The 23,725-nt window shown below is 63.8% G+C and carries 22 protein-coding genes; 4 read left to right on the top strand and 18 right to left on the bottom strand.

From position 1 onward, the window contains the following. Nucleotides 1–322 precede the first annotated feature (322 nt). Nucleotides 323–1,147, bottom strand: coding sequence for a class I SAM-dependent methyltransferase (locus tag GX444_02545; GenBank protein ID NLH47461.1), 825 nt, complete (start codon nucleotides 1,145–1,147; stop codon nucleotides 323–325). Nucleotides 1,148–1,445: 298 nt separating this feature from the next. Between GX444_02545 and GX444_02540 the strand changes: the two genes are divergently transcribed. Next, entirely contained in the window at nucleotides 1,446–2,927 is a 1,482-nt protein-coding gene (locus tag GX444_02540; protein NLH47460.1) for a DegQ family serine endoprotease, read from the top strand. A 100-nt stretch (nucleotides 2,928–3,027) separates the two neighbouring features. Next, the gene (locus GX444_02535) at nucleotides 3,028–3,987 is read left to right on the top strand and encodes a hypothetical protein (GenBank protein ID NLH47459.1); all 960 of its coding nucleotides are present in this window, start codon (nucleotides 3,028–3,030) and stop codon (nucleotides 3,985–3,987) included. A gap of 13 nt (nucleotides 3,988–4,000) precedes the next feature. Here the strand turns inward: GX444_02535 and GX444_02530 are convergent, their stop codons facing one another. Next, nucleotides 4,001–5,494 carry an ABC-F family ATP-binding cassette domain-containing protein gene (locus GX444_02530; GenBank protein ID NLH47458.1) on the bottom strand — a complete coding sequence of 498 codons (1,494 nt, stop codon included), beginning with the start codon at nucleotides 5,492–5,494 and terminating at the stop codon, nucleotides 4,001–4,003. A gap of 562 nt (nucleotides 5,495–6,056) precedes the next feature. Then, nucleotides 6,057–6,704: an adenylate kinase gene (locus GX444_02525; GenBank protein ID NLH47457.1), complete on the bottom strand. Its 648-nt coding sequence runs from the start codon at nucleotides 6,702–6,704 to the stop codon at nucleotides 6,057–6,059. 301 nt (nucleotides 6,705–7,005) lie between these two features. On the opposite strand from GX444_02525, the gene GX444_02520 reads away from it, so the two are divergent. Both GX444_02520 and GX444_02515 read left to right on the top strand, forming a co-directional pair. Next, complete coding sequence (locus GX444_02520) at nucleotides 7,006–7,320, top strand: CD225/dispanin family protein (protein ID NLH47456.1); 315 nt, start codon at nucleotides 7,006–7,008, stop codon at nucleotides 7,318–7,320. 10 nt (nucleotides 7,321–7,330) lie between these two features. After that, nucleotides 7,331–7,738 (top strand): DUF2752 domain-containing protein, encoded by a 408-nt coding sequence (locus tag GX444_02515; GenBank protein ID NLH47455.1) that lies wholly within the window; start codon nucleotides 7,331–7,333, stop codon nucleotides 7,736–7,738. Between the two features lie 12 nt (nucleotides 7,739–7,750). On the opposite strand, the gene GX444_02510 is transcribed toward GX444_02515, so the two are convergent. The 15 genes from GX444_02510 to GX444_02440 form a co-directional block, all read right to left on the bottom strand. Then, entirely contained in the window at nucleotides 7,751–9,370 is a 1,620-nt protein-coding gene (locus GX444_02510; protein NLH47454.1) for a GAF domain-containing protein, read from the bottom strand. Between the two features lie 2 nt (nucleotides 9,371–9,372). Next, nucleotides 9,373–11,538, bottom strand: coding sequence for a hypothetical protein (locus GX444_02505; GenBank protein ID NLH47453.1), 2,166 nt, complete (start codon nucleotides 11,536–11,538; stop codon nucleotides 9,373–9,375). Continuing rightward, nucleotides 11,539–12,579, bottom strand: a complete 1,041-nt coding sequence (locus GX444_02500; GenBank protein NLH47452.1) for a hypothetical protein — start codon at nucleotides 12,577–12,579, stop codon at nucleotides 11,539–11,541. It lies immediately after the preceding gene. Nucleotides 12,580–12,618: 39 nt separating this feature from the next. After that, entirely contained in the window at nucleotides 12,619–13,074 is a 456-nt protein-coding gene (locus tag GX444_02495; protein ID NLH47451.1) for a dTDP-4-dehydrorhamnose 3,5-epimerase, read from the bottom strand. After that, the gene (locus tag GX444_02490) at nucleotides 13,074–13,850 is read right to left on the bottom strand and encodes an alpha/beta fold hydrolase (GenBank protein ID NLH47450.1); all 777 of its coding nucleotides are present in this window, start codon (nucleotides 13,848–13,850) and stop codon (nucleotides 13,074–13,076) included. The genes GX444_02495 and GX444_02490 overlap by 1 nt, the downstream gene beginning before the upstream one ends. Continuing rightward, nucleotides 13,847–14,386: a hypothetical protein gene (locus GX444_02485; protein NLH47449.1), complete on the bottom strand. Its 540-nt coding sequence runs from the start codon at nucleotides 14,384–14,386 to the stop codon at nucleotides 13,847–13,849. Before GX444_02485 ends, GX444_02490 begins: the two co-directional genes overlap by 4 nt. Nucleotides 14,387–14,537: 151 nt before the next feature. Beyond that, entirely contained in the window at nucleotides 14,538–15,716 is a 1,179-nt protein-coding gene (locus tag GX444_02480; GenBank protein ID NLH47448.1) for a hypothetical protein, read from the bottom strand. 46 nt (nucleotides 15,717–15,762) lie between these two features. Continuing rightward, complete coding sequence (locus GX444_02475; GenBank protein NLH47447.1) at nucleotides 15,763–17,478, bottom strand: hypothetical protein; 1,716 nt, start codon at nucleotides 17,476–17,478, stop codon at nucleotides 15,763–15,765. Nucleotide 17,479: 1 nt separating this feature from the next. Further along, nucleotides 17,480–18,613, bottom strand: a complete 1,134-nt coding sequence (locus GX444_02470) for an MCE family protein (protein NLH47446.1) — start codon at nucleotides 18,611–18,613, stop codon at nucleotides 17,480–17,482. A gap of 9 nt (nucleotides 18,614–18,622) precedes the next feature. After that, nucleotides 18,623–19,375 (bottom strand): ATP-binding cassette domain-containing protein, encoded by a 753-nt coding sequence (locus GX444_02465; GenBank protein NLH47445.1) that lies wholly within the window; start codon nucleotides 19,373–19,375, stop codon nucleotides 18,623–18,625. Between the two features lie 8 nt (nucleotides 19,376–19,383). Continuing rightward, entirely contained in the window at nucleotides 19,384–20,169 is a 786-nt protein-coding gene (locus GX444_02460) for an ABC transporter permease (protein NLH47444.1), read from the bottom strand. A 3-nt stretch (nucleotides 20,170–20,172) separates the two neighbouring features. Continuing rightward, the gene (locus tag GX444_02455) at nucleotides 20,173–20,736 is read right to left on the bottom strand and encodes a hypothetical protein (GenBank protein ID NLH47443.1); all 564 of its coding nucleotides are present in this window, start codon (nucleotides 20,734–20,736) and stop codon (nucleotides 20,173–20,175) included. A 108-nt stretch (nucleotides 20,737–20,844) separates the two neighbouring features. Continuing rightward, on the bottom strand, nucleotides 20,845–21,810 hold the full coding sequence (locus tag GX444_02450) for an NDP-sugar synthase (GenBank protein NLH47442.1): 966 nt from the start codon (nucleotides 21,808–21,810) through the stop codon (nucleotides 20,845–20,847). Next, nucleotides 21,807–22,871, bottom strand: coding sequence for a phosphotransferase (locus GX444_02445; protein NLH47441.1), 1,065 nt, complete (start codon nucleotides 22,869–22,871; stop codon nucleotides 21,807–21,809). Before GX444_02445 ends, GX444_02450 begins: the two co-directional genes overlap by 4 nt. Further along, nucleotides 22,868–23,710, bottom strand: a complete 843-nt coding sequence (locus tag GX444_02440) for a sugar phosphate isomerase/epimerase (protein NLH47440.1) — start codon at nucleotides 23,708–23,710, stop codon at nucleotides 22,868–22,870. The genes GX444_02445 and GX444_02440 overlap by 4 nt, the downstream gene beginning before the upstream one ends. Between the last annotated feature and the right edge of the window lie 15 nt (nucleotides 23,711–23,725).

Here is a 23,725-nt window from a genome sequence, read left to right as displayed (position 1 = left end):
GCTCTCCAAGCGCCTTCACTGCCACCCTCACCTCATCCAACCACGCTGCTCCACCCGGAAGGCGAATAGAAAGATACATCTTTGAAAAAAAAACAAGGGAAAAATATGAATCATTTTTAATACTTACGAGTGGACTCCCATTGGCGATCATAGTTAAATCGGAAGTCGCGGAAAAATAAACGAAAATTATCAGTTCCGGCAAATCCGGCGGAGGGTTTGGCGGAGAGGTGAAATCGTGACCGGGCCCGTGGGCCAAAGCGTTCGCAAAGGCCCAAGCTCGCCCTTCGGCAAAGCGCCACAGAGATCACCTTGCCGAATCAAACTACTCCTTCCGCCGCGCGCGGATGTACAGATCGGTCGGCCGGAACATGTAGCGGAGGCTCGACTTCTTTCCCGGCCAGAAAATTTTGACGGTTTCCTTGGTCACCGTCACGGGCCCCGGCTTGATCCAGTAATAAACCCGGGAATCCAGCACGTCGAAACCGATCCGCCGCAAGAGGTCCGTGACGATCCGCCGCGAGGCGAAGGACAAATGATCGGGTAGGTAAAACGGCTTGGGGTGCTTATTCGCCGGCAATTCGGCCGTGTCGCCGGTCTCCAGAAACAATTCTCCCCCCGGATTGAGCAGGCGCCGCCAATCGCTCAGGGTCGCCGGCGGTTCGGGCAAGTGGCCGTAGACGTTGAGCGCGGAAACGAAATCGTAACGCCGGGCTTCGGTCCGCAGGTCAGCGAAGCCGACGTCCAAGCCGCGCGACCGCGCCGATTCCTGCTTGGCCAGGTTCGGCTCCACTCCCCTGGCGACGATTTTTCCGCCGGAAAATTCCCTCAGCGCCACCAGAAACTCGCCGTGGCCGCAGCCGATGTCGAGCCAGCTCACGGGTTTTTCACGCAACTCGTCGCCGAAAAAATCGCGCAGGATATTCAGGTAGCGGCCGACCTTCACCTCAGCGAAGCGGCCGGTGACTTCCAACTTTTGTTCGCCCTGATGCACGCCCAACTCATGGCCGGCGGCGATTTCCCGCTCGTCCGGCCGCGGCGTCACGTACAACAGGCCGCAGCCGTCGCAGCGCACGAGGGTAAAACCGTTTTCGGCGGCATAGAAGGAATGCCGACCCGAGCCGCAGTGGTAGCAAGAGACGCTTTTCATAATCCTGGTCCCGAATGATCCGGCTTGAAAATAGCGCGGCGTCCGCAAAAATAACAAGCGTTTTTACGACATCCGGCGAGAACTATTCCCGCTGAAACAGGGGCCGGAATCCGTCCAATTTGCCACCATTTTGAGGCTTTTGTCATTAAGGTATAAAATCAATCGCCGACCTGGGTCAACAAATTTGGATCGTGGTTATATTGATTGCAAACCTTTTCGGGGCGTTTCGGGTCTAATTGACCAATCGGATGAAAGAATCCGGTTGATTTTGCCAATCGCGGCGAGGTGGAGAAAAAACATGAAAAACCGCGTTTTCTTTCGGTCGTTAGTCGTTTTCTTGGTCCTGATTTTAGCCGTCGGGCTGGCGGCTTGTCAGTTCAAGGGACCGAAAAAGCCGACCGGGTCGGCGACCACCACCGTTACTCCCCTGCCCGTCGCGCCGCAAACGTCGGCGACGGAAGGCTATTCGGCCGTCGCCGAAAAAGCGGTGAAAAGCGTGGTCAACGTCTCCACCACCAAGGTGATCCGCATGCCGCAGAACGAGACGCCCTTTCACGCCGATCCGTTTTTCCGGCACTTTTTCGGCGAGCGTTTCTTCAACCAGGTGCCGCGCGAACGGCGCGAACGCGCGCTCGGCTCGGGCGTGATCGTCACCAAGGACGGCTACATCCTGACCAACAACCACGTCGTTTCCGACGCCGAGGACATTCTGGTCGTGCTGGGCGACGGGCGCGAACTCACCGCCAAGGTCATCGGCAGCGACAGCAAGGCCGACCTGGCGGTGCTCAAGGTGGAGGCCGACGACCTCGAACCGCTGAGCTTCGGCCAATCCTCGACCCTGCGCCTGGGCGAGGTCGTGCTGGCGATCGGCAATCCCTTCGGGTTGTCGCAGACGGTCACAATGGGCATCGTCTCGGCGCTCGGCCGGGCCAACGTGGGCATTCTCGATTACGAGGATTTCATTCAGACCGACGCGGCGATCAACCCGGGCAACTCGGGCGGCGCGCTGGTCAACACGCGCGGCGAGCTGGTGGGCATCAACACCGCCATCTTCTCGCGCAGCGGCGGCTACCAGGGCATCGGCTTTGCCATTCCGGTCGACATGGCCCGGGTGATCATGGACAGCTTGATCAAATACGGCAAGGTGCAGCGCGGCTACCTGGGCACCATGGTGCAGGACGTGAAGGCCGAGATGGCCGATCAGTTCGGGCTGGAGAAAACCGGCGGCGCGCTGGTGTCGGACGTGGTGAAAAACAGCCCGGCGGCCGAGGCCGGCTTGCAGCGCGGCGACGTGATCGTCAAATACAACGGCAAGGATGTGATCGACTCGGCGCACCTGCGCAACATGGTTTCGCAGACGCCGCTGGACACCACGGTCACGCTGGAGATCATCCGCGGCAAGGCGACCAAGTCCGTCGACGTCACGATCAAGGCCAACCCCGACCAGGACGAGTCGGCCACGAAGGTCAGCGCCAACGCGCCGGAAGAGCAAAGCGACGTTTCGGTCGGCATGACGGTGGCCAACATCACGCCGCGGATCCAGGAATACTTCGACCTGCCCGGCGAGTTGCGCGGCGTGGTGATCGCCCAGGTCCGCGAGGGCAGCATCGCCGCCGACGCAGGCTTGCAGGCCGGCGACGTCATCCTGGAAGTGAACCGCTCGCCGGTGAACAACGTCGCCGAATTCAAACGCGCCATCGAATCCGTTCAGGCGAAAAAGGCCCTGTTGCTGGTCTACCGCAACGGCGCGACCTCGTTCGTCGTGCTGCGGATCAAGTAAAAGCATCTCCTTTACCAACTCAGGGCGCGATTCGTTCGCGCCCTTTTCATTACCCGGCGGCGGCTTGCCGCCCATCCGAAGTGATGGTAAGCCAATCCCCATGCGCAACCTCATCCTTATTTCCCTGGCGGTTTTCGTGTTTTTCGCTTGCGCCGGAACGCGGCCGGTCTCGAATCCGGCCCCCGATCCGGCCTACCACTGGCGGGTCGGCGATTCGTTCCGGGTGGTTTTTTCCGAACGCCTCGAACACCAGCCGCGGCAGAGCGCCGAGGAACCCAGCACCCGCGTGACGCTGGTCCACTTCAACCTGGACGTCCTGGAAACCGACGCGGCGGGGCGCGCCCATCTGCTGCTGACGCCGACCTATTCGCAGGTCACCATCCGCGAGGGCGATCGCCCGGCGATCGTCCACGACGGCTGGCTCGACCGCGGCCGCGACCCGTTCGACCGGTCGCCCGGCGCCCATTATCTGCGCAACGTCGGCGATCACGGCTTGCATCTGGTGGTCGACGCCACAGGTCTCTGGCAACGCGATTTCCGGGGCGAAACCGTGCCGCCGGATTTCTTCGCCAACGATAAATGGCGCAAGCCGCCCGCCGGGCTGACGGTTTTTCCGTACCCCGAAAACAAGCACCTGCAACCGGTTCTGTTTGCAACGTACCTGCCGGTCGATTGGCGCGTCCGGCGGGAATGGAAACGGACCGAAGCATTCGCCCCGCATCCGCCGATGACGGGGTATATCCCCGTCGTCATGAGCAGCCGCCTCGTCCAGCGCGAGGGCTCGCTGCTGCGGCTTGAGGGCAGCGGCGTCGCCGACGGCAAGGCGGAGGTCAAATCGCCCTTCGGGATGATTCAACTGGGCGACGTGACCCTGGGCCTGAATTTCACCTCGGCGGCCTACGAGGGGCGCTTCAACCTCGATTACGGGTTGCCGATCGAAAGCCGGCTGGAACTCAAATGGGCGACCCAGCGCTTCGTCAACGGCCCCGAAGAAGTGATCAGCGACGATTCGCAGGTGCTGACCTTCGAGGTCAGGCCGCAGCGAAAAGAAGCGCGGTAAGACGCGGCGCCGTTCACTCGATTCCCACCACGACCGTTCCGTCGCGAATGTCCCAGCGCAGGCGGATCAGGCGGCGCAAAAACCGCTCGTCGTGACTGACCAGCAGCAGCGCGCAGGGACAGTCGGCAAGCGCGTCTTCCAGGCAGGTGATGGCCGGCAGGTCGAGGTGGTTCGTCGGCTCGTCCATCACGATCAGGTGCGGCCGCCGGGCGATGCCCAGGGCGAGCAAGAGCTTGCGCAGTTCGCCTGGGCTCGGTTCCCGGCTTTCCAGCAACCGCGCCGGTCGCGAACCGAGGCGGCTGACGATCGTCATCACCAGCCCGAGCCGCTCGCTGTCGAGCCCACGCACTTGGTCCAGCACCTCGCGCGATAGGGCTACATCCATTTCTTGCGGCAGGTGCACCACCCGCTCCGGCGGCAGCGCGACCCGGGGCAGCAGGTGGCGCAGCAGCGTGGTCTTGCCCGCGCCGTTCGGCCCGGTCAGCGCGATCCGATCCTCGGGGCCGATGCGCAAATCCGGAAATTCCAACACCCGCGCCGGATCGATCGGCAGGCGGCCCGCCGGCAGGGAAACGACACTGTCCCGCAACGACCGCTCGCCGCGAAACCAGATGCCCAGTTCGTACGCCTGGCGCACCGGCAACCGGCCGAGCGAATCCCTGGCCTGGCGCAAGCGGCTGTCCGCCTGGCGCTGCGACCGCCCCGCCTGCCCGTCCTTGCCGCTCACGCGCACCAGGCCCAGCTTGCCGCGCCCGTCGTGATCGTGGCGATCCAGGTGACGCCCCGAAAGGCGATGATCGGACTGCGCCGCCTCGTGCCGGCGACGCGAGACGAGGCGTTCGAGCCGGCGGACGTTTTCCTCGGCCCGTTCGCGTTCGCGCGCGGCGTGAAGATCGGCTCGGTCCCGCTGCTCTACGGCCGCGCTGTACGATCCGGGAAACACGCGCGTCAGCGGCGGATCGATGAAAACGCAGCGGGCGCAGAGGCGGTCCAGCAACTCGCGGTCGTGGCTCACCAGCAGGCCGATACCGGTGAAGCTTGCCAAGGCTTGGGCGATCCATTCCAACGCCGAGCGATCCAGGTGGTTGGTGGGTTCGTCGATGCCGAGCACCGCCGGCTCGCGCCACAGGGCGGCGCCCAGTTGGGCCCGCTTGCGTTCGCCGTGGCTCAGCGTGTCCCAGCGCCGCAGCCAGTCCGCTTCCATCCCCAGGCGGCTCCGCCAGTACGCGGCCGGTCCGTCAGCGGCCAGAAAAGCGGCGAAATGCTCGGGCGGATCGTCCGTGCGTTGCGGGCAGTAGACGGCGGGTTGGGGAGCCGAGATCCGCCCGGCCAGCGGTTCCAGTTCGCCGCAGGCGAGGCGCACCAGGGTGGTCTTGCCGGTGCCGTTGGCGCCGACGATTCCGGTCCAACCGCGGCCGAACGCGAGCGTCAGGTTCGCGAACAACAAACCCGGCGCGGTGCCGTAGGAAAAATCGATCGCCGACAGATGCAACATCGTTGCCGTCATGAATCCACTCCATTGCTGCGGCGAGCGACGGTTCCGGTGAGGGGTCGCGAATCGAAAATCGGGCGTCGTTGAAAGGGTGACGCCCCGCGGGCGTACAGACCGCGCCGGGAACCGGGCTCGCACCATCTTCCCTTGCCTCGCCGCGTTTCGCGGGAGGGATTTTGACGATGCGGACGCGTTTCCCTAGCGGACCATGCCTCGGCTCCTGGTTGGAGGAACGAACGCTTCAGGCGCCACCGACGGCCGTGTCGACGCCCGGCGATTCAAACCTAATCGCGCGCCGCCGAAGCGTCAAGCGGAGTGATCCGCCGACGCTCTCGGCCACCTCACTTTTACCGCAGCCCTTCTGAGGAGGCTCTTGGCCGTCTCGAAGGGTGCGATTCTTCGTGGTATCCGGCCGGCGCACCGAAAGACGGCGAGGATTTTCGTCGCCAGCGACTCTTCTAACCCCTCACTCACGCGCTCCGCGTGTGAGCGGGTCGGCGAACCCGGGGCGAGGGTGAAACGAAAAAACCCCGCGCCTCCGGTGGAGGAGCGGGGTTTCGGTTTTCAAAGCGGGATCCTACTTGCCCAGCAGCTTCATCACGCCGTCGAAAATCACCTGGCTCGATTCGCCCGGGAACTTGTGCAGTTGCCCTTTTTTCTCGTAGTAGGAAATCAGCGGCGCGGTCTGGCTGTCGTAGACCTTCAGGCGGTTGCGCACCACTTCCTCGGTTTCGTCGGCGCGCACGATCAGCTTGCCGCCGCACTTGTCGCAGACGCCTTCGACCTTCGGCGGCATGAACTTCACGTTGTAGATCGCCTGGCACTGGGGATTCGCGCAGGTGCGGCGCGACAGGATGCGGTCGAGGATCACCTGTTCCGGCACCTCGATGTCGATGACGCCGGTCAGCTTGATCTGAAGCTCGTCCAGGATTTTGCCGAGGCCGTTGGCCTGCGGGATCGTCCGCGGGAAGCCGTCGAGAATGAACCCGGCCTTCGCGTCGGGTTCGGCCAGCCGCTCTTTCATGATGCCCAGGATCAACTCGTCGGTGACGAGCTGGCCCGCGTCCATGAACGCCTTGGCTTTCTTGCCCAGCTCGGTTCCGGCGGCCACCGCGCCGCGCAGAATGTCGCCCGTGCTGATGTGCGCGGCTTTCACCGCCGTCAACAATTTCTTCGCCACCGTGCCTTTGCCGGAGCCGGGGGCACCCAACAAAATCAAATACATCTTTCACCTCCGCTCGGTTGCTTCCGGTTGTCTCGCCGGGGGATCGCTCGCCGCTGCCGGGAGCGCCGCAACCATAAGGCAAAACACCGGGCCGCGCAACCGGAGTAGTGGTTTGGCGGCGGCAGTGAATCGCGCCGGTCACGGCCATCGATCCAGGGGGATCGAAGACCGTGGCACCCAGCCGGAAAACCTCGCCGGTTTCCGCTTGGTATCGCCGCGCGAATCTTGCTATGATGGAGCCCGTCGCGAAAACGCGTCGCTTGATCAGGGTCACTCATTCACCTCGCGACAGGAGACTCGCATGGCCTCGGAAAACATCCAGCCGCAAACTCCCGCCACTCCGCCGCCCGCCGCGCCGGCGGAGCCGATCCAGGATTACCTGGCGTTCGCCATTCTGACGACCCTATTCTGCTGTCTGCCGTTCGGCATCGTCGCCATCGTCTACGCCGCGAAAGTGGGGCCGCTCAAATCCGCCGGGGACCTGGCGGGCGCGCTCGCCCAGTCGAAAAAAGCGAAACTCTGGACCTGGCTGGCTTTCGGCGCGGGTCTGGCCGTCACCGTCCTGACCGTGCTGGCCGCCGTCGTCCTTTCGCTGTTGGGCTTCGCCGCCAACTAACCGGCCGGCCATGAAAAAGTACCCCCGCCTTACCGTCGCGCTGATCGTTCTGGCCGTCGGTGTGCTGCTGGTGGCGCTGTATTTCCGCGATCCGCATCAAAAGGGGCTTTATCCGCCCTGCCCGTTTTATTTTCTGACCGGCCTGTACTGCCCGGGATGCGGCTCGATGCGCGCCATGCACGAGTTGTTGCACGGCCACCCGCTCGCCGCGCTCCGGCTCAATCCCCTTTTGTTTTTATTGGGCCCGTTCGTGCTGGCGGCGATCGTCTATCAAGGCTGGCGCGACCTTTTCCGGCCGGCGTGGAAGCCGCTGGAAATCTCCAATCGCCTGAGCTGGTTTCTGGTGGCGGTGATTCTGGTTTATTGGGTGATCCGCAACCTGCCGTGGTCTCCGTTCACGCTGCTCGCGCCACACTGAAAGCAAACACGATCAGGACTCGGCCGCGCCCTTTTCCAGCGGCACGGTGAACGCGAAAACCGAGCCGGCGTCGTCGCTTTTCACCAGTCGGATGCGGCAGCCGTGGCCCTGGCTGATGGCGCGGGCAATGGCGAGGCCGAGGCCGAGGCCGGCGGGCTTGGCGGTAAGCAGGTCGTCGGTCTGACGGAATTCCTCGAAAATCGTCGCGCGCAGGTTGTCGGGCACGCCGTGGCCGGTGTCCTCGACGAACACCTCGAGATAAGCGCGCCCGTCGACGTCCGCCGTTTCGCCGCGCAGCCGAACGGTACCTTCCGGGCGGTTGAACTTGACGGCGTTTTCGAGCAGCGCCCCGAGCAGCTCCTGATATTGCGCCTGATCGGCGTGCACGAAGCGGTGCAGGCTGTCGCGGTCGAATTGCACGGCGAGCGCCTGGGCTTCGATCGCCGGCCGCTGATCGTCCAGGCACTTCTGGACCAGGACATCGAAAGGAAACGACTGGAAGTAGTATTTCGCCAGGCCGGAATCGAGGGCGAAGAAGGTGATCAGACGCCCGGCGAGGCGGCCCAGGTTCCGGGTGCGGTCGTGCACCTTGGCGAGGATTTCAGGGATGCGATCGGCCGCGACCACGCCGGAGCGGAGCAGGTCGACATAGCCCTGGATCGCGGTCAACGGCGTTTTAAGTTCGTGCGAGAGGTTGACGATGAGTTCGCTTTTCGCCTGGCTGATGGCGCGCAGGCGCTTGTTCAGTTCGGCGAGCTGGCCGGCGTGTTGGTTCAGGCGGTCGTACATCCAGGCGTTGTCGATCGCCAGGGCCGCCTGGTTGCACAGCGTGACCAGCAACGCCAGATCGTAGTCGTCGAAGGAACCGCCGCTGGTCTTGTTGTTGACGTTAAGCACGCCCAGCGTCTGCCGCCGCGTTTTGATCGGCACCGAAAGCAGGCCTTTGCCGTGGTACCGCGGCCGGTTGGCGGCGATGCCCAGGCCGGCCGTTTCGACATCGGCGATCAGCATCGCCTCGCCCCGTTCCGCCACCAGGCCGCTGATCGGCTGCCCAAGCTCGATCCGCGTGGCGCGGATGATTTCCTCGGTCAGCCCGCGTGCCGCCTTGATGTGCAACAACTCTTTTTTCGTCTCCGGATCGAACTCGATCAGCATCAGGCTGACGTTGTCGACGCCCAGCGCCTGGGCGACGATGTCGACGATGCGGTTGAACAGCCAGAGCAGTGCCATGCCCTCGCTGGCCGCCTGGGAGACGTCGCGCAGGTAGAACAGTTCGCTCGACAGCGCCGCCGAGACCGAACGCGGCACGGTCGGATGAAAGAGCAGGCGCTCGATCGCCTGCCGGAGTTGGTCGGCCGGGGCGGCGCGGTCCAGCACGTCGTCCGCCCGCGCCCGCATCATCGCCCGGGCGTCGTCGAAATTTCGCGCCCCCACCAGGGCCAGCACCGGCACGTCCGGCGGCAGCCCGGCGATCAGCGCGGCTTCGTCCGCGCGGACATCGACGATCGCCAGCCGGGCTTCCGGCAAGTCGTCGCTGAACCGGTAATCGGGCAAGGCCGCCGTCAGCGCGCGCCGGAATTCCTCATCCGACGTGAGCAGGGCAATGCGAATCCGGCGCGTGGTTTCTTCCATCGTTACTCGGCGGCCCGGTGATCCTTGTCCCAACAGCAATGTTTGTATTTCTTGCCGCTGCCGCAATGGCAGGGGTCGTTGCGGCCCAGCTTCGGCCGGTCGCGTTTGACCGGCGCCTGCTTGACGCGGTCGCCCGCCGCCTCGGCGGCTTGCGCGGCGTCCTGCTTGGCCTGCTCGTAGGCGCGGCTGGACGATTCCTCTTTCACCAGCTTGGCTTCGTCGGAAAGATCCTGCAGGTTCGGGATGTGGATGCGGCCGGTGCGCGGCTCGTAGCCGAGCCGGAACAGGCCGTTGACCGTGGTCTTTTTGATTTCCCACATCATCTCTTCGAACATCGCGAACCCTTCGCGCTTGTACTCGATGAGCGGATCGCGCTGCGCGTAACCGCTGAAGCTCACCGCCTCGCGCAGGTGGTCCATCCGCCACAGGTGGCGCATCCAGTGATGATCGAGCGCCCAGAGGTAGAGCCGCTGCTCGGCCGAACCGATCAGCCGGCGCTGCTTTTCGGTCTTGGCGATTTCCCAGTCGGCCAGGATGAGCGGCTCGATCGCGGCGCGGTCGGCGGCGAAAGCGCCCTCGATGGCCAGCCGGGTCAGCGTCATCAGCCGGTCGAAAGCCAGGTGTCGGCGCTCGGTTTCCGGGATTTCCGGCGCCCGGCCGTAGCGTTCGCGCACCTTTTCGAGCAGCCCGCCGACGCGCCACTTGGCGGGCGGCAAGCCCTCGGGGGCGGCCTGCTCGGTGAGGTAGTAGGCGACCTGCTCGATCAACGCCAGCAGGAGTTTTTCGCGGTCGGCGGCCGTTTCCTCGATGTGCTTGTAGCGGAGCGAGTCGAACTCGAGGATTTTGGCCAGCGTTTTTTCCAATTGCCCGCGAACCTCGGCGGCCAGTTCATCGGCCAGGTCCTGCGGCTTCAGGCTGAAAGCGTCTTCCTCGCCCCACTCGCGCTCGATGCCGTAGCGGTGTTTCAGGATCCGGGACAGGGTGGGCAGATCCCAGGCGTCGGGCTTGCCCAGGTCGGCGGTGTAGCCGATGGCCAGGCTGCCGCCGACTTCCTCGGCCATGGCGAGGATCTGGTCGTGGACCTCGCCTTCCATCAGGATGTGGCGGCGGATCTGGTAGATGACGGTGCGTTGCTGGTTCATGACGTCGTCGTATTCCAGCAACCGTTTGCGGATATCGAAGTTGTGCGCCTCGACGGATTTCTGGGCGCGCTCGATGGCTCGGTCCATCAGCCGGTGGCTGACGATCGGCATGTCCTTTTCGACTTGCAGGCGCGCCAGGATGCCTTCCATGCGCCCGCCGAAGATCCGCAACAGGTCGTCCTCGAGCGACAGGTAGAAGGACGAGGAGCCGGGGTCGCCCTGGCGGCCGCTGCGGCCGCGCAACTGGTTGTCGATGCGCCGCGATTCGTGGCGTTCGGTGCCGATCACCCGCAGGCCGCCGAGTTCCACCACCTTGACGTGTTCTTCCTTGCACTGCTTGACCCGCTCGGCGAGAACGCGTTCGTACTGGGCGTGGCTGGCGTTTTTCGAAAGCTTGTCCTCGAGGTAGACGAGCATCTCGGGGTCGCCGCCGAGTTTGATGTCGGTGCCGCGGCCGGCCATGTTGGTGGCGATGGTCACCGAGCGGATGCGGCCGCCCTGGGCGACGACGAGCGCCTCGGCGTCGTGCTGCTTGGCGTTCAGGACGGTGTGGGGAATTTTGAAGGTCTTGTAGTCGAGTTCCTGGCCGAGCTGCTCGGAAATCTCGGTGAAGGTCCGCTCGACGATCGGCCGGTCGAGGATGTCGCGGACCCGCTTGTCCTTGCGCACGTTGTTGAGCAGGTCGCTCATCAGCTCGTTCATGTCGATCGAGGTCGTGCCGACCAGCACCGGCTGGCCGCGCAGGTAGCAATCGAGGATGTCGAGATACGCGCCGGCGAATTTTTCGTTGGCCGTCAGGTAGACCTTGTCGGGCTCATCGTAGCGGATCATCCGCTGGTTGGTCGGGATGACATTGACGTCGAGGTTGTAGATTTTCTTGAACTCGGCCGCCTCGGTGTCGGCGGTGCCGGTCATGCCGGCGAGGCGGGCGTACATGCGAAAGTAGTTTTGCAGCGAGATGGTGGCGTAGGTCTGGCTTTCGGCGCGGACCTGCACGTTTTCCTTGGCCTCGATCGCCTGGTGCAATCACTCGGACAGGCGACGGCCCTCCATGGTGCGGCCGGTGTGCTCGTCGATGAGGATGACCTCGCGCCCCTTGACGATGTAATGGCGGTCGCGATGGTACAGGGCATAGGCCCGCAGCATGTTTTCAACCTTGTGCAGGGTGTCGGCGTTTTCGTCGTCGAAGAGGTTGCTCAGACCGAGGCCCTGCTCGACGGCCGTCACGCCGTCGTCGTTGAGCATGACGTTGCGGTGTTTTTCGTCCAGCTCGTAGTGGTCGTCCTTCTTCAGCCGGCGCACGACGTCGCGCACGCGCAGCAGGGTGTTGGGGTCTTCGCGCACCGGGCCGGAGATGATCAACGGAGTGCGGGCCTCGTCGATGAGGATCGAGTCGACCTCGTCGACGATGGCGTAGTGGTGCACGCGCTGCACGAGCTGGCTGGCGTGAATCTTCATGTTGTCGCGCAAGTAGTCGAAGCCGAACTCGTTGTTGGTGCCGTAGGTGATGTCGGCCTTGTAGCTGGCCACCCGGTTGTCGGGGTCGATCTCGTGCACCACCAGGCCGACGGTCAGGCCGAGCATTTTGTAGATCGGGCCCATCCATTCGGCGTCGCGCTTGGCGAGGTAATCGTTGACGGTGACCAGGTGCGCGCCGCGCCCGGCCATCGCGTGCAAGGCCAGCGGCATGGTCGCCGCGAGGGTCTTGCCTTCGCCGGTCTTCATTTCCGAGATCCGGCCTTCCCAGAGCACGATGCCGCCGATGACCTGCACGTCGAACGGCCGCATGCCGAGGGTGCGGACGCTGGCCTCGCGGGCCAGGGCGAACACCTCGGGCAGCGCCGCGCGCTCGGCCTCGAACAAGGCGGCGACGATTTCCTTTTCGTCGTCGAGGCTTTCGGCCGCCTGGCGGATTTGCGCGGCGATTTCCTTGGCGCGGGCGGTCAACTGGTCGTCGGTGAGCGGCTTGACCTTGGGTTCCCACTCGTTGACCTCGGCGACCGTGCGCGCGATGCGTTTGAGTTCGCGTTCGTTCTGCGTGCCGAATATCTTGGTGAACAGGCCCATGCTTTTTGTCTATTCCTCGATCCGGTTCGTCCGCCGCGCTCAGTAATCCCGGCGATTCCAATTGTACGGAATCTGGTCGGTGTGCGCCGGCAGGCGGTATTCGTCCGGTTCCTGGTAGTTGTAGGTGCGGGTCGGCGTGTTCAGGCACATCGCCTCGGTTTCGCTGATGCATTTGAAGCCGTGGTATACCCCCGCCGGGATGCGTAAGACCAGCGGATTGTGCACTCCCAGGAAGAATTCATTGACCTCGCCGCGCGTCGGGCTTCCCTCCCGAGCGTCGTACAGGGCGACCTTCATCATGCCGACCAGGACGCAGAAATGATCGTCCTGCAATTTGTGGTAATGCCAGGCCTTGACGACGCCCGGCAACGCGGTCGTGACGTACGTCTGGCCGAATCCCTCGAAAATCTCGTCGTCGGACCGCAAAATCTCCATCAGTCGGCCACGTTCGTCGGGAATCACCCGCAATTTCTTCACCATCACGCCATCGATCATCATGCTCCTCCGTCGCCACCGGCCGGAACCAGCCGCTTCAGCAAATCCACCAGCACGGCCACGGCGCGTTCGTCGCGGCGCATTTGATGAATGCCGCCGGAAATCAATATTTTTTCCGCCCGGCCCCCGGCCGCCGCGGCCAGCCGTTCGGCGTGTGCCACCGGCACCAGATCGTCGGCCGTTCCGTGTACGATCGCCAGCCGGCGCGCCCGCGACGAGCCGATCGCCCGGTCCGGCCTGACCCGCTCGAATCCCGCCGCCCAGCTCTCCGGGGTGCCCGAATAACCTTCGCGGATCATACCCAGTTCCCGATACAATTGGAACCACTGGGCGACGTTGGTGTTCAGCGGCAAAAAACCGTAATCCGCCGGCGCCGCCATGGTGATCAACGGATCGAGGCGTTCGTCCGCGGCGCTCCGCAGGATCGCCGCCGCCCCGCCGGCGGAAAATCCGACGACGCCATAACGTGATCGGCGTTCGGGGGAACGGTCGAGATGATCCAGCACCGCGCCCAGGTCATCGGGCCACCGGTCGATCTCCAGATGACCGCCGCTGGCGCCGGTGCCGCGGAAGTTGAACAGGACCGTGGTATAGCCGAGCGCGGTCAACCGGCGCGCCAATCCCGGATAGCCTTCGTCCGCCGCCGCCTCGGGCGACGGCCCGGCCGTCGGCAAACCGTGCGCCAGGACGACCACCCCCCGCTCCGGAGCAACGGCGGGAAACAAGGCGCCGTCGATCGTCACTCCGTCCGCGGTCGGGCAGCGAAATGGTTTCACGGAATCGGCGTGGTGGCCGGGGCCCGCAAGGCGGCGCGGGAGCGCAGCCAGAAGAACAGCACCACCAGGGCCAAAGGCAGATCGAAAATGGCCACCAGGAGGTTGATGAAATAGTGATGCACCCAGAGGTACTGGCCCAGCCCGAACAAGCCGGCGACGCCCTTGCCGACCAGCCAGAGAATGACCAGCAGGTCGTATTTTTCGGGCGCGTAGAAGGCCAGGAACGCAAAGATCGCCATCAGGACGGTCATTCCCAGGGCCATCGAGGTGAACAGCGAATGGTCGGGCAACCGCAGGATGTCCGGCGGCATCGGCACGCTGTTGTCGTACACCTTGTAGAAGATATCCTGAGCCGGCATGGTCCAGACGTTGGGGGCGACGCTGCTTTTCACGAAAACCCCGCCGATCCAGTTGAGCGCTTTGATGAAACCGCCCGGCGCGAATACGATCAGCAGCGCCAATACGACCGAAATGATGCCCATGATCAACATGACTTTACGGAATTGATCGACTGTTTTCGGATAGCCGCCGGCCATCGTCGCCTCCTGATTGCACGGGTGAGGGTTTATCTTGGCACAGGTCGGCAAGGCCTGCAAACCGTCCGGTCCTTCAATGAGCCGGATTGCCGAACTCGAAAACCGGTGAACAGTGAGCGAGGCGATCAAAGCCGACGGCCGCTGAAACGGCCTACTTTTTCGGCTTTTTCCCGTAGCTGTAGCCGATCTGGACGATGCGCACGTCCACCGCGGCGACCTCCGACGGATGCTCGAAGCGGACGACGACCGTCGCGGCGTAGTATTCGTTGGGCTGCAACGGCGGCTCGATCTGCACGGAATACGGGTAGGACGGCCCGATCCGCCCCGCGCTGACCGCGCCGTTGGCGTCCTTGGTGGCCACCAGGACCTTGAACGAGGCGATCGGCCGGTTGCCGACGTTCAGAACGGTGAAGCCGACGGCGATGTCGTTGCCGTCGGCCGGCGCGGTTTGCGGTTGAAAGGCGATCAGGGTGCCGCGGCCGGCCAGCCGCCCCCGGCATTTTTCCAGGGTTTTTGCGGCTTCGAGAGCCAACGGATCGTCGGCCGGCACCTGATTTTCGAGCAGAATATGCCGCAGCCGATCCGCCGCCGTATGGGCCGCCAGCCAATCGTTCGCCCGCATCGCCGCGTCGATCTGCGCTTTTTGCTCCTCCACCGCGTCGCTCAACTTTTGCTTGCGAAGCGACTCCGCCTCGGCCGCGTGCTTGAGTTCGCGCGCCTGCCGGCCGGCCAGGCAACGAGAGCGGGTCGCCGCTTCGATCAAGTTCAGCAGGTCCAGGGTTTTTTCCAGGTCGCGCCGGGCGGCCAGATTGTCCTTGGCCTGGGCGATCAGGGTATGGATGCTCGTCTCGCCGGTCGCCTCGACCAGTTTTTTCTTGGCCGCGAACAGTTGGGGGAAATCACGGATAAATCGCGAAGTCGGCCGCTCGCTTTGATCAAACAGGTATTTACTGGCCGGCACCACGAACAAACCGCGGATCGTCAGTTCCGTGCCGCCGTCGACCGGCCGCAGCCGAACGGCCGCCGCCTCGAGCAACTGCCCTTGACCGAACGTGTGTTTCGAAACCAACGGGCCGATCAAATCGCCGCGCGCCACCGTTTCGGCCGTGGGCAGGTAATCGAGTTCGAGCAGCAGCGTCTGCGCCAGTCGGTACGCCGCTTCCGGCGCGTCCGGGGTGTGGAAAACGACGTTGCGTTCGGGTCGAAAATCGAAAGCCAGCAGACTGGAAACGGTTTTTTTCGGCAGCGACACCGGGCCTTCCGCCGCCCGGACCCACGTCGCGGCGAACGCCAGAAAGGCCATGGTGAGGAAAAGGCGCCAGCGCTTCATCCGAACCTTATAACCCATCGCCGCCCCGGTTTCCACCGGCGGCGGATCAGATTTCCCGTTTTTCCAGCGCACGGATGCCCAGGCGCAGGGGCAGCACGATGACGGCGATCAGCGAGGCGAGGAAAATCGCGCCGGCGACGCCCGCCGTCAGCCATTGCCGGCCGGTGAGCGATTGGTGCGACAGCACGGCCAGCAGGCCATCCTTGCCCGGCACGAACGACAGTGCCACCACCAGAATGATGTAAAACATCGCGGCGACCATGTAGACGATCGAACTGGCGCCGGTGGCCATCTTGGCGACGTTGCGTTCGTTGAAGGAAGGCATGACGGCCCCGACGCCGATCGCCAGCGCAGTGATGGCGAGCGACAGGCAGGCCATCAGGCCGGCGCTGTAAACCATCAGAAACCAGTGCGTCCCCAGGTAGTAGTTGCTGATGACCACCAGGGCCTGGCCGATGGCCAGAATTGGCAGCGTCAGCAGGGCGAACTTGGCCAGCACCACGTCGCGCAGGCGGATCGGCGCCGCGCGCAGAATCCAGAAGGCGCGGCCCTCGGTGGAAATGGCGGGCAGCACGAAACGCACGCTGACCGCCGACAGCACGAAGCCGGCCAGCACGAGGTTGACGAAAACGATCAGGCTGCGCTGGTAGAAATTCAGGCCAAAGCGATCGAGCGGCAGCACCTTGAAGTTGAACAGGTACACGACCACCAGCGCCAGCAGCAACAGCAATTGCGTCCACTGGGTGGTTTCGCGGAAAAAGGTTTTCAGATCCTTGACCATGATCATCCGGCGCAGCGGCCGCGCGGTGAAAACCAGCGCCTCGAAAAACCGGTTGGCGCCGACCGCTTTGGTGAACCGCGCCTGCCGGCCTTCCTGCGCCTTGCTGAAGGCGTCCGGATACCAGCGCTCGGCGGCCCAGGCGGTGACGGCCAGGCCGGCAAGGCCCGAAAACAGGCCGTAGGCCGTCAGCAGCCACACGTTGGCGTCCAGCTTGCCGTTCAACCCGCCCCACAGCGCTTCCGCGGCCCAGACCGACGGAATCAGCGGCGAATTCGGGGCGCGCAGCGTGGCGAAATATTCGGTGAAGCCGTGGAACAGATCGGGGTTGAACAGTTGCTCGGGCTGCAAAAAGCGGACGAGAAAGTAAAACACCACCACCAGGCCGATCGACAGGATCACCAGCACGTCCTGCGCCTTGCGGGCCGGAAACGCCCGGACCAGCAGCGTCGTAACCAGCGAGCCGAGCGCCGCCGGCAGCAGCAGGAACACCGCCATGACCAGGATCATCCAGGGGTAATACCAAAGGGGGCTGTCGAAAACGATTCCCGCCGCCATCCAGATCGGGAGGGCGAAGAGCATCACCATCCAACCCGACTGCGCCCCGGCCGCGAGCGAGCGCGACAGAAACAGCCGGTCGACCCGGATCGGCGCGCTGACGTAAAGGTACAGGTCGTCGGCCAGGTAGAGGTTGCTCAGGCTGGCCACGATATTGGAAAACGTCAGGACGGCGAAAAAAAGCATGAACAGAAAGCCGAGCAGCTTATGGATGAGCAGGGGGCCGAAGGGCTGTTCGGCGGCCAGCCGCCCGAGCAGCAGGATGCCGGCGATCAGCAGCCCGATCCAGAACAGCAGCGTCAGCCCGCCGAAAAAATAGATTTTCAGGCGGTCCCATTTGGCGCCGCGCTGAAAGGCGTTGCGGATCGACACCAGCCGCGGCCGGAATAGCAGCTCGTAACCAGGTTGCGGAATCTTCGTCGTCATCTCACGGCGCGGTGGCGCCGCCGTCGGGCACCGGGGTCGAATCGGCCGGCGGATTGGGCGGCGGCTCCATGCTCTTCTCCAGATCCATTTCGCGTTTGCGGACCACGTAACGAATATAAGTCTTGAGCACCCGGTTGCGCTCGACCTCGCCGGTTAATTTTTTCAGATCCTCGTAGATGGTGGGGTCGATCAGCAGGCCGCCGATGGTGCCCTCGCCCTGGTCCATGCGTTCGGTGATCCGCGCCAGATTGGCGGCCGACATCTTCAGGTCCTCGAGCATCTGGTATTTTTCGGGATCGTAGATCAGGCCGTGGATCAGGCCCTTTTCCTCTTTGAGATCGACCATCACCTGGCGCAGCGCCTCGCTGGTCGTGGAGAGGTTGTCCATCAGCGCCTTGACCTGCTGGCCGTAGACGATTTCGTGGATGTTGCCGGGGCCTTCCTCGATGCGCGCCACGACGGTGTTGATGCGGCGGGTGGTGGCGGCGATGTTGGTGAGGATTTCGGCCTTGGTCGGCTCGTAAATCAAATCGTGCAGCACGCCCCGGCCGCCTTCCACTTCCGCCATGATGTTGCGGACGCTGGTGATGCTGCGCGACAGATCGGTTTCGGCGCCCTCCTCGCCGGCGATCGAGGCGAACAGCTTTTTCAGGTCGAAGGTGGTGTCGCGGATGTTGTCGAGCACTACGCCCGCCTTGTCGAGGGCCTCGGCCATCGAGGCCGGGTTGATCCCTTCGAGGAAGTCGTCGTTTTCGACCCGGCCGGCGGCCAGCGTGCCGGGCATGATTTCGAGGTATTTTTTCCCCAGCAGGCCGAGGCTGGAGATGGTGACCTTGCTGTCCTTCATGACGCGGTCGATGCCGCGGTCGTCGAGGTTGAAGCTGACGAACACGGTCGGGTCGCCCTTCTCGGGGCTGAACTGGATTTGGTTGACGAAGCCCACGGTGACGCCGGAAAGGCGCACCTCGGAGCCCTCGATCAGCCCGGCGATGTCCTTGAAGCTCGTGCGCAAGTCGATCGATTCGCGGAACAGGCTGGTTTTACTGGTCAGCACGACGATCGACGCCAGAAACGCGACCAGCACCACCAGGGCGAAAAGCCCGACCTTGATTTCACTGGAACGCGGCAGCGGCATGGCGGCCTCCTACAGATCGAGGTTGCCCTCGATGAAATCCCGGATCAGCGAGCCTTGCGGCTCCCGGGCGATTTCGCTTTTGGCGATCACCTGGTGAATGCGCTTTTCGTGCAGCATGGCGATGCGGTCGGCGACCATCATCGCGCTGGTCATATCGTGCGTGACGACCAGGCTCGTCACGTGCAATTCGCGTTGCATCTTGAGAATCAGTTCGCTGATGCGCCGGGTGTTGGACGGGTCCAGGCCGGTCGTCGGCTCGTCCCACAAAATGACCCGCGGCTCCAGCGCGATGGCCCGGGCCAGGCCGATGCGCTTGCGCATGCCGCCGGACAACTGCGAGGGCATCAGGTTGCCCGAACCCGGCAGGCCGACGCGTTCGAGGTTGAGCGCGACCCGGGCGTCGATCTCGGCGTCGGTCAGCTTGAGGTGGGCGTGCAGCGGATAGGCGATGTTGTCGTGCACCGTCATCGAGTCGAACAGCGCCGCCTGCTGGAACACGTAGGCGATCTGCGCCCGCACGCCGATCAGTTCGTTCTCGTCCATCGCCGTGATTTCGCGCTCGTCGAACACGATGCGCCCGGCCTCGGGCTTGAGCAGCCCGACCAGCAATTTCAGCATGACCGATTTGCCCGAGCCGGAACCGCCGATGATCACCAGGTTCTCCCCCTCGAAAATGTCGAGCGTCAGGTCGGCGTAGATGATCTTCGGACCGAAACGCTTCTGAATTTTCTCGAAGGCGATGATTTTCTTCCCGCTGGCCATGGCCACCCCTACCCGAACACCAGGAGCAACCGGGTGAGGAAAAAGTCGGACAAGAAGATGAAGATCAACCCGGTCACTACCGTCTTGGTCGTGGAATTGCCGACGCCCTCGGTGCCGCCGTAAGTCGTCATCCCGTTGTGGCATGCGATCAAGACCACGCCGACCGCGAAGAAGAAGGTCTTGACCAGGCCGCTGAGCAAATCCGCCACGCCGACGCCGTCGATCGTGTCGCTCAGGTAGGACATCGGCCGCAAGCCGACCTCGGTGATGCCGATCACCATGCCGCCCAGGATGCCGATGATGTCGGCGAGCATGGCCATCGAGGGCAAGGCGATCAGCATCGCCACCATGCGCGGGACGACGAGCTTTTTCACCGGGTTGCTGCCCAGGGCGCGGATGGCGTCGATCTGTTCGGTGACCGCCATCGAGCCGAGTTCCGCGGCGATGCCCGAGCCGACGCGGCTGCACACCACGACGCTGGTCAGCACCGGGCCCAACTCGCGCAGAAAGGCGATGCCGGTGACGACCGACACGTATTCCTTGCCGCCGAAACGGTCCAGGCCGACCGCGAACTGCAGGGCGAAAACCATGCCGGTGAAGAAGGAGGTCAAAAGGCCGATGGAAATGGAATTGACGCCCAGCAGGTTGACCTGCCGGATGATCTCGCCGAATTCGAACGGCCGCTTGAAACACTGGACGACCGTCTGCCCCAATAGGGATATGAGGCTCCCGAAGTCCTCGAGAAATTGGGTGAGCCCGTGACCGGTTTTTTCGAACAGGTCAGTGATTTTCAAGGCTCACTCCTGCTTCTCTTCCTGGTAGTAGCGTTTTTGATGGAAAGCGGCGACGAATTTCTGGAAGTCCGGCAGGCAGACGTCAAAGGTGTCCGGCACGGCGATGTAGGCCAGGTCGTAAACCCAATCGTCGATGCGCACCACGGCCGTGGCGAGTTTGACCGCGGCGCCGTCGAGCCGCCCTTCGACCACCGTCCACAGCGCCTTGCGATCGTCCACCTCGATGTTCTTGTGTTCCACGAAGCGGCGATCGGTGATGTCGAAAATCAAGTGGTTGCGCAGGGTTTTCAGATTGGCCTTGCGGTTGGGCGCGTAAACCACGTTCACCAGGATCACCTGATCGTGGATCTGGTTGATGAAGGCGATCTTGGCGTCGCCCTTGTCGAGGCGGTTCCAACCGAAGGGCAACGTCGGCGTGACAAAACGCGTGCCTTCCGCCGCCGTCTCGATCGCCGGCACGCCGACCGGTTGATCGACTGTCCCGGCGGCGGGCGGCGGATTGGCGCTGCAGCCGACCAGCCACGACGCGAACAAAAGCACTCCGACCAGGCGCAAGATGGACCGCATGAATGTCCTCCCGAGGGCGAGTCCGGAATTTCTTTTTGGTTCGTGAAACCGATCATAGCGAATCGGTTGAATTTTCGTCAATCGACACGACGGGAAAAGGACGCCGCTTCATTCTTTCGGCAATGAAACGACGCGGCGCGGGGTAATCACCGCGTCGGCGGCGGATTCGCGCGCCACGGCGTCCGGCCAGACGACGGTCCGCTCGAGGCAAACACCGCTTTCCACCCGGGCCCCGTCGCCGAGCACGACGTAGGGCCCCAGGGATGCGCCGCTGGCGACAAGTGCCCCCTCGCCCCTCAGCACCGGTGGCCGAAAATTTTCCGCGGCGGACGGCCGGGGCAGAAAATCGAACGACCCCGGGTTGTCCAGCAGCGACCAGTTGGCGGCCAGGTAGTCTTCCAGACGGCCCAGGTCGAAAAACCGGCCCGTGCCGTAAACGGCGCGGATACTTCCCGGTTTCGCAACCAACAACGGCTGATACACCTGGCGCACGATGCAAAAAACCTCGGCGGACGGCAGATAGTTGAAAATTTCCGGCGACAGGAGATGGGCGCCGGTGAAAAATCCGCGTCGCTCGCCGCGGCGATGGGTGAAATCGGCGAGGTCGAGCACGGTTCCGGCCGCATCGGTTTCGACCGCGCCGTACATGGCGATGCGGTCGTCGTCGAGCAGCAACAAGGTGGCCAGCGCGCCGCTTCGCCGGTGTTGCTCCAACGCGGGCGCCAGGTCTGCCTCGCCGATCGTGTCGCCGTTGAGCAGCACGATCGTCTCGGCGTTTTCGAGCAGCGGCCGCGCGTTTTTCAGCCCGCCGCCGGTGCCCAGGATCGCCGGCTCGAAGACCGGCCGCAGGCGCAGGCCGAACGGCGGCTCGGCCAGCAAAGGGTCCAGCGATTCCGGCCGGTGATGCCGGTTGATCACCACCTCGGTCACGCCGAGCCGCGCCAGCCGCCAAAGCGGAAAGTGGAGCAGCGGCCGGTTGACGACGGGGCAGACGGGTTTGGCGATTTCCTCGGTGAGGGGCCGCAGCCGCGTGCCGTAGCCGGCGGCCAGCACCATCGCCGACAACACGGTCATTTGATTTCCGGAGCGTGTTGCCGCAACCGGTCGATCAGCGGGGCCAGGGCGGGCACGCGTTCGGCGTAGCCCGGCAGATACGAAAGCGTCAGCGGAATCAAGTCCTCGTAACCGGGTTTTTGCTTGACCCGTTCGATGAACACGAAGCGGCCGGCCGCCTTGAGGTTGCGCTGCAGCGCCGTCGCCCACAGATCGGCCAGAAAGACCCGCTTGTCCAGCGACCAGCCGCCGCGCTCGCGCCACGAGTGCAGGTAGTACTCCACCAGATCGTCGGCCAGCTTCCAGCCGAGATCGACGTAGCTGTCGCGCAACAGCGAGGCCAGGTCGTAGGTCTGCGGCCCCAGCAAGGCGTCCTGGAAATCGATGATCACCAGCCGCTTGCCCGCGACCATCAGGTTGCGGCTGTGATAATCGCGGTGGACGAAGACGTTGGGCAGCAGCGCCAGGTGTTCGGTCAACGGCTTGAAGAAGCGGTCGAGATCCTTTTTTTCCTTTTCCGGCAGCGGGCCGAAGCGGGCTTCGATACCGTATTCGACGAAGTGGTGGAACTCCCACATGAACAGGTCGGCGGTATAAACCTGCCGGCAAGCCACGCATTCCTCGTTGAGGCGCTTGGTGCCCAGGATTTGCAGGTAGACGAGTTGATCGATGGCGCGATGGTACAGCGACTTGATCTGGTCGCGGTCGTTGCCCTTGGCGATTTCCACCAGCAGCGTGTCGCCCAGATCCTCCAGCAACAGCACACCCAGGCCGCGGTCCTGAAAAAGCACCTTGGGCACCGGCGTGCCGAGGCCGGTCAGAAACCGATAAATATTGAGAAACGGCAGCTCGCCGCTTTCGTCGTGGTACAGCGTGACTTCCTCGGACTTGATGAACGGTCCCGCATCCGCCAGTTCCATCATCACCGCGGTCTTTTGGATGCCGAAGGCGCCGTAGGTCACGCGATAGTACCGGCGATCGGAGGCGTCGCCGCCCATGCGATGGACGAGCAGGTCGTAGGGCTGCGCTTTCTCCATCTGCGCGACGGCCTGGGTTGCCTTTTCGGTCGCGGACAAAGTCATGTACGTCCTCCCGGTAACCGCCCGTCGAACCCGGCGGCCGCGGCCAGCAACGCGCGAAAATGCGCGTCCGTCTCTTCGGTCTCGGTTTTCGGACCGAGCAACTCATAGGTGAAGTAGTGGGCGTTCGGCGCCAGCATCCGCAGGGCGGACAAGGCCGCCGGCCAGTCGATTGTACCATTTCCCGGAAGTAAATGCTCGTCGGTGGCGCCGTGATTGCCGTGGACGTGCAGCGCGATCAGGTGCCGCCCGGCGTTGTGGATCTGCCAGATCAGGCCGCCGTCGATGTGCGCGTGGCCGGTATCCAGGCAGATGCCGACCTGGCCGCTGTAATCGTCGCAGACCCCGGCTAGGATCTCGGTGCGCGATTCGGGTTGCATGATGTTTTCCAGCGCGATCGTCACGCCCTGGCGGCGACATTGCGGCACGAACCAATCGAGGGCCGCGCGGAGCCGGCGGATGTGGCTGCCGTCCGGCCGGGGCGTGCTGACGGGGTGCAACACGAGGCATCGGCAGTCGAGCGGTTCGCACAGCGCGAGGATCGCCCGCATTTTCTCGCCCATCAGGGCGCGATTTTCGATCTCCGGGTGGGTGAACCCGATGTAGCGGAATTCCGGCGTTCCGAAGCCGTGATAGAACGGCAGGTGCATCGTCTGGACGCGCAGGCCGTGCTCGCGCAGTCCGGCGCGCAGATCGGCGACGGCGGCCGGGTCGGTGAAGTCGAAGTGATGTTCGGCGCACCACAATTCGAGGCGACGAAAGCCGGCCGCGGCGATCCACGCGAGGTGTTGCCGCCGCAGGCGGTTGTAGACGAACAGATGGGTGCTCAGCGCGGAAATCATGCGAGGTTTTGTAAC

The sequence above is a fragment of the Myxococcales bacterium genome (genome assembly GCA_012517325.1).
GTDB lineage: Bacteria > Lernaellota > Lernaellaia > Lernaellales > Lernaellaceae > JAAYVF01.
Note: the sequence above shows the minus strand (reverse complement) of the source record. Positions and strands in the feature narration are given on the sequence as shown.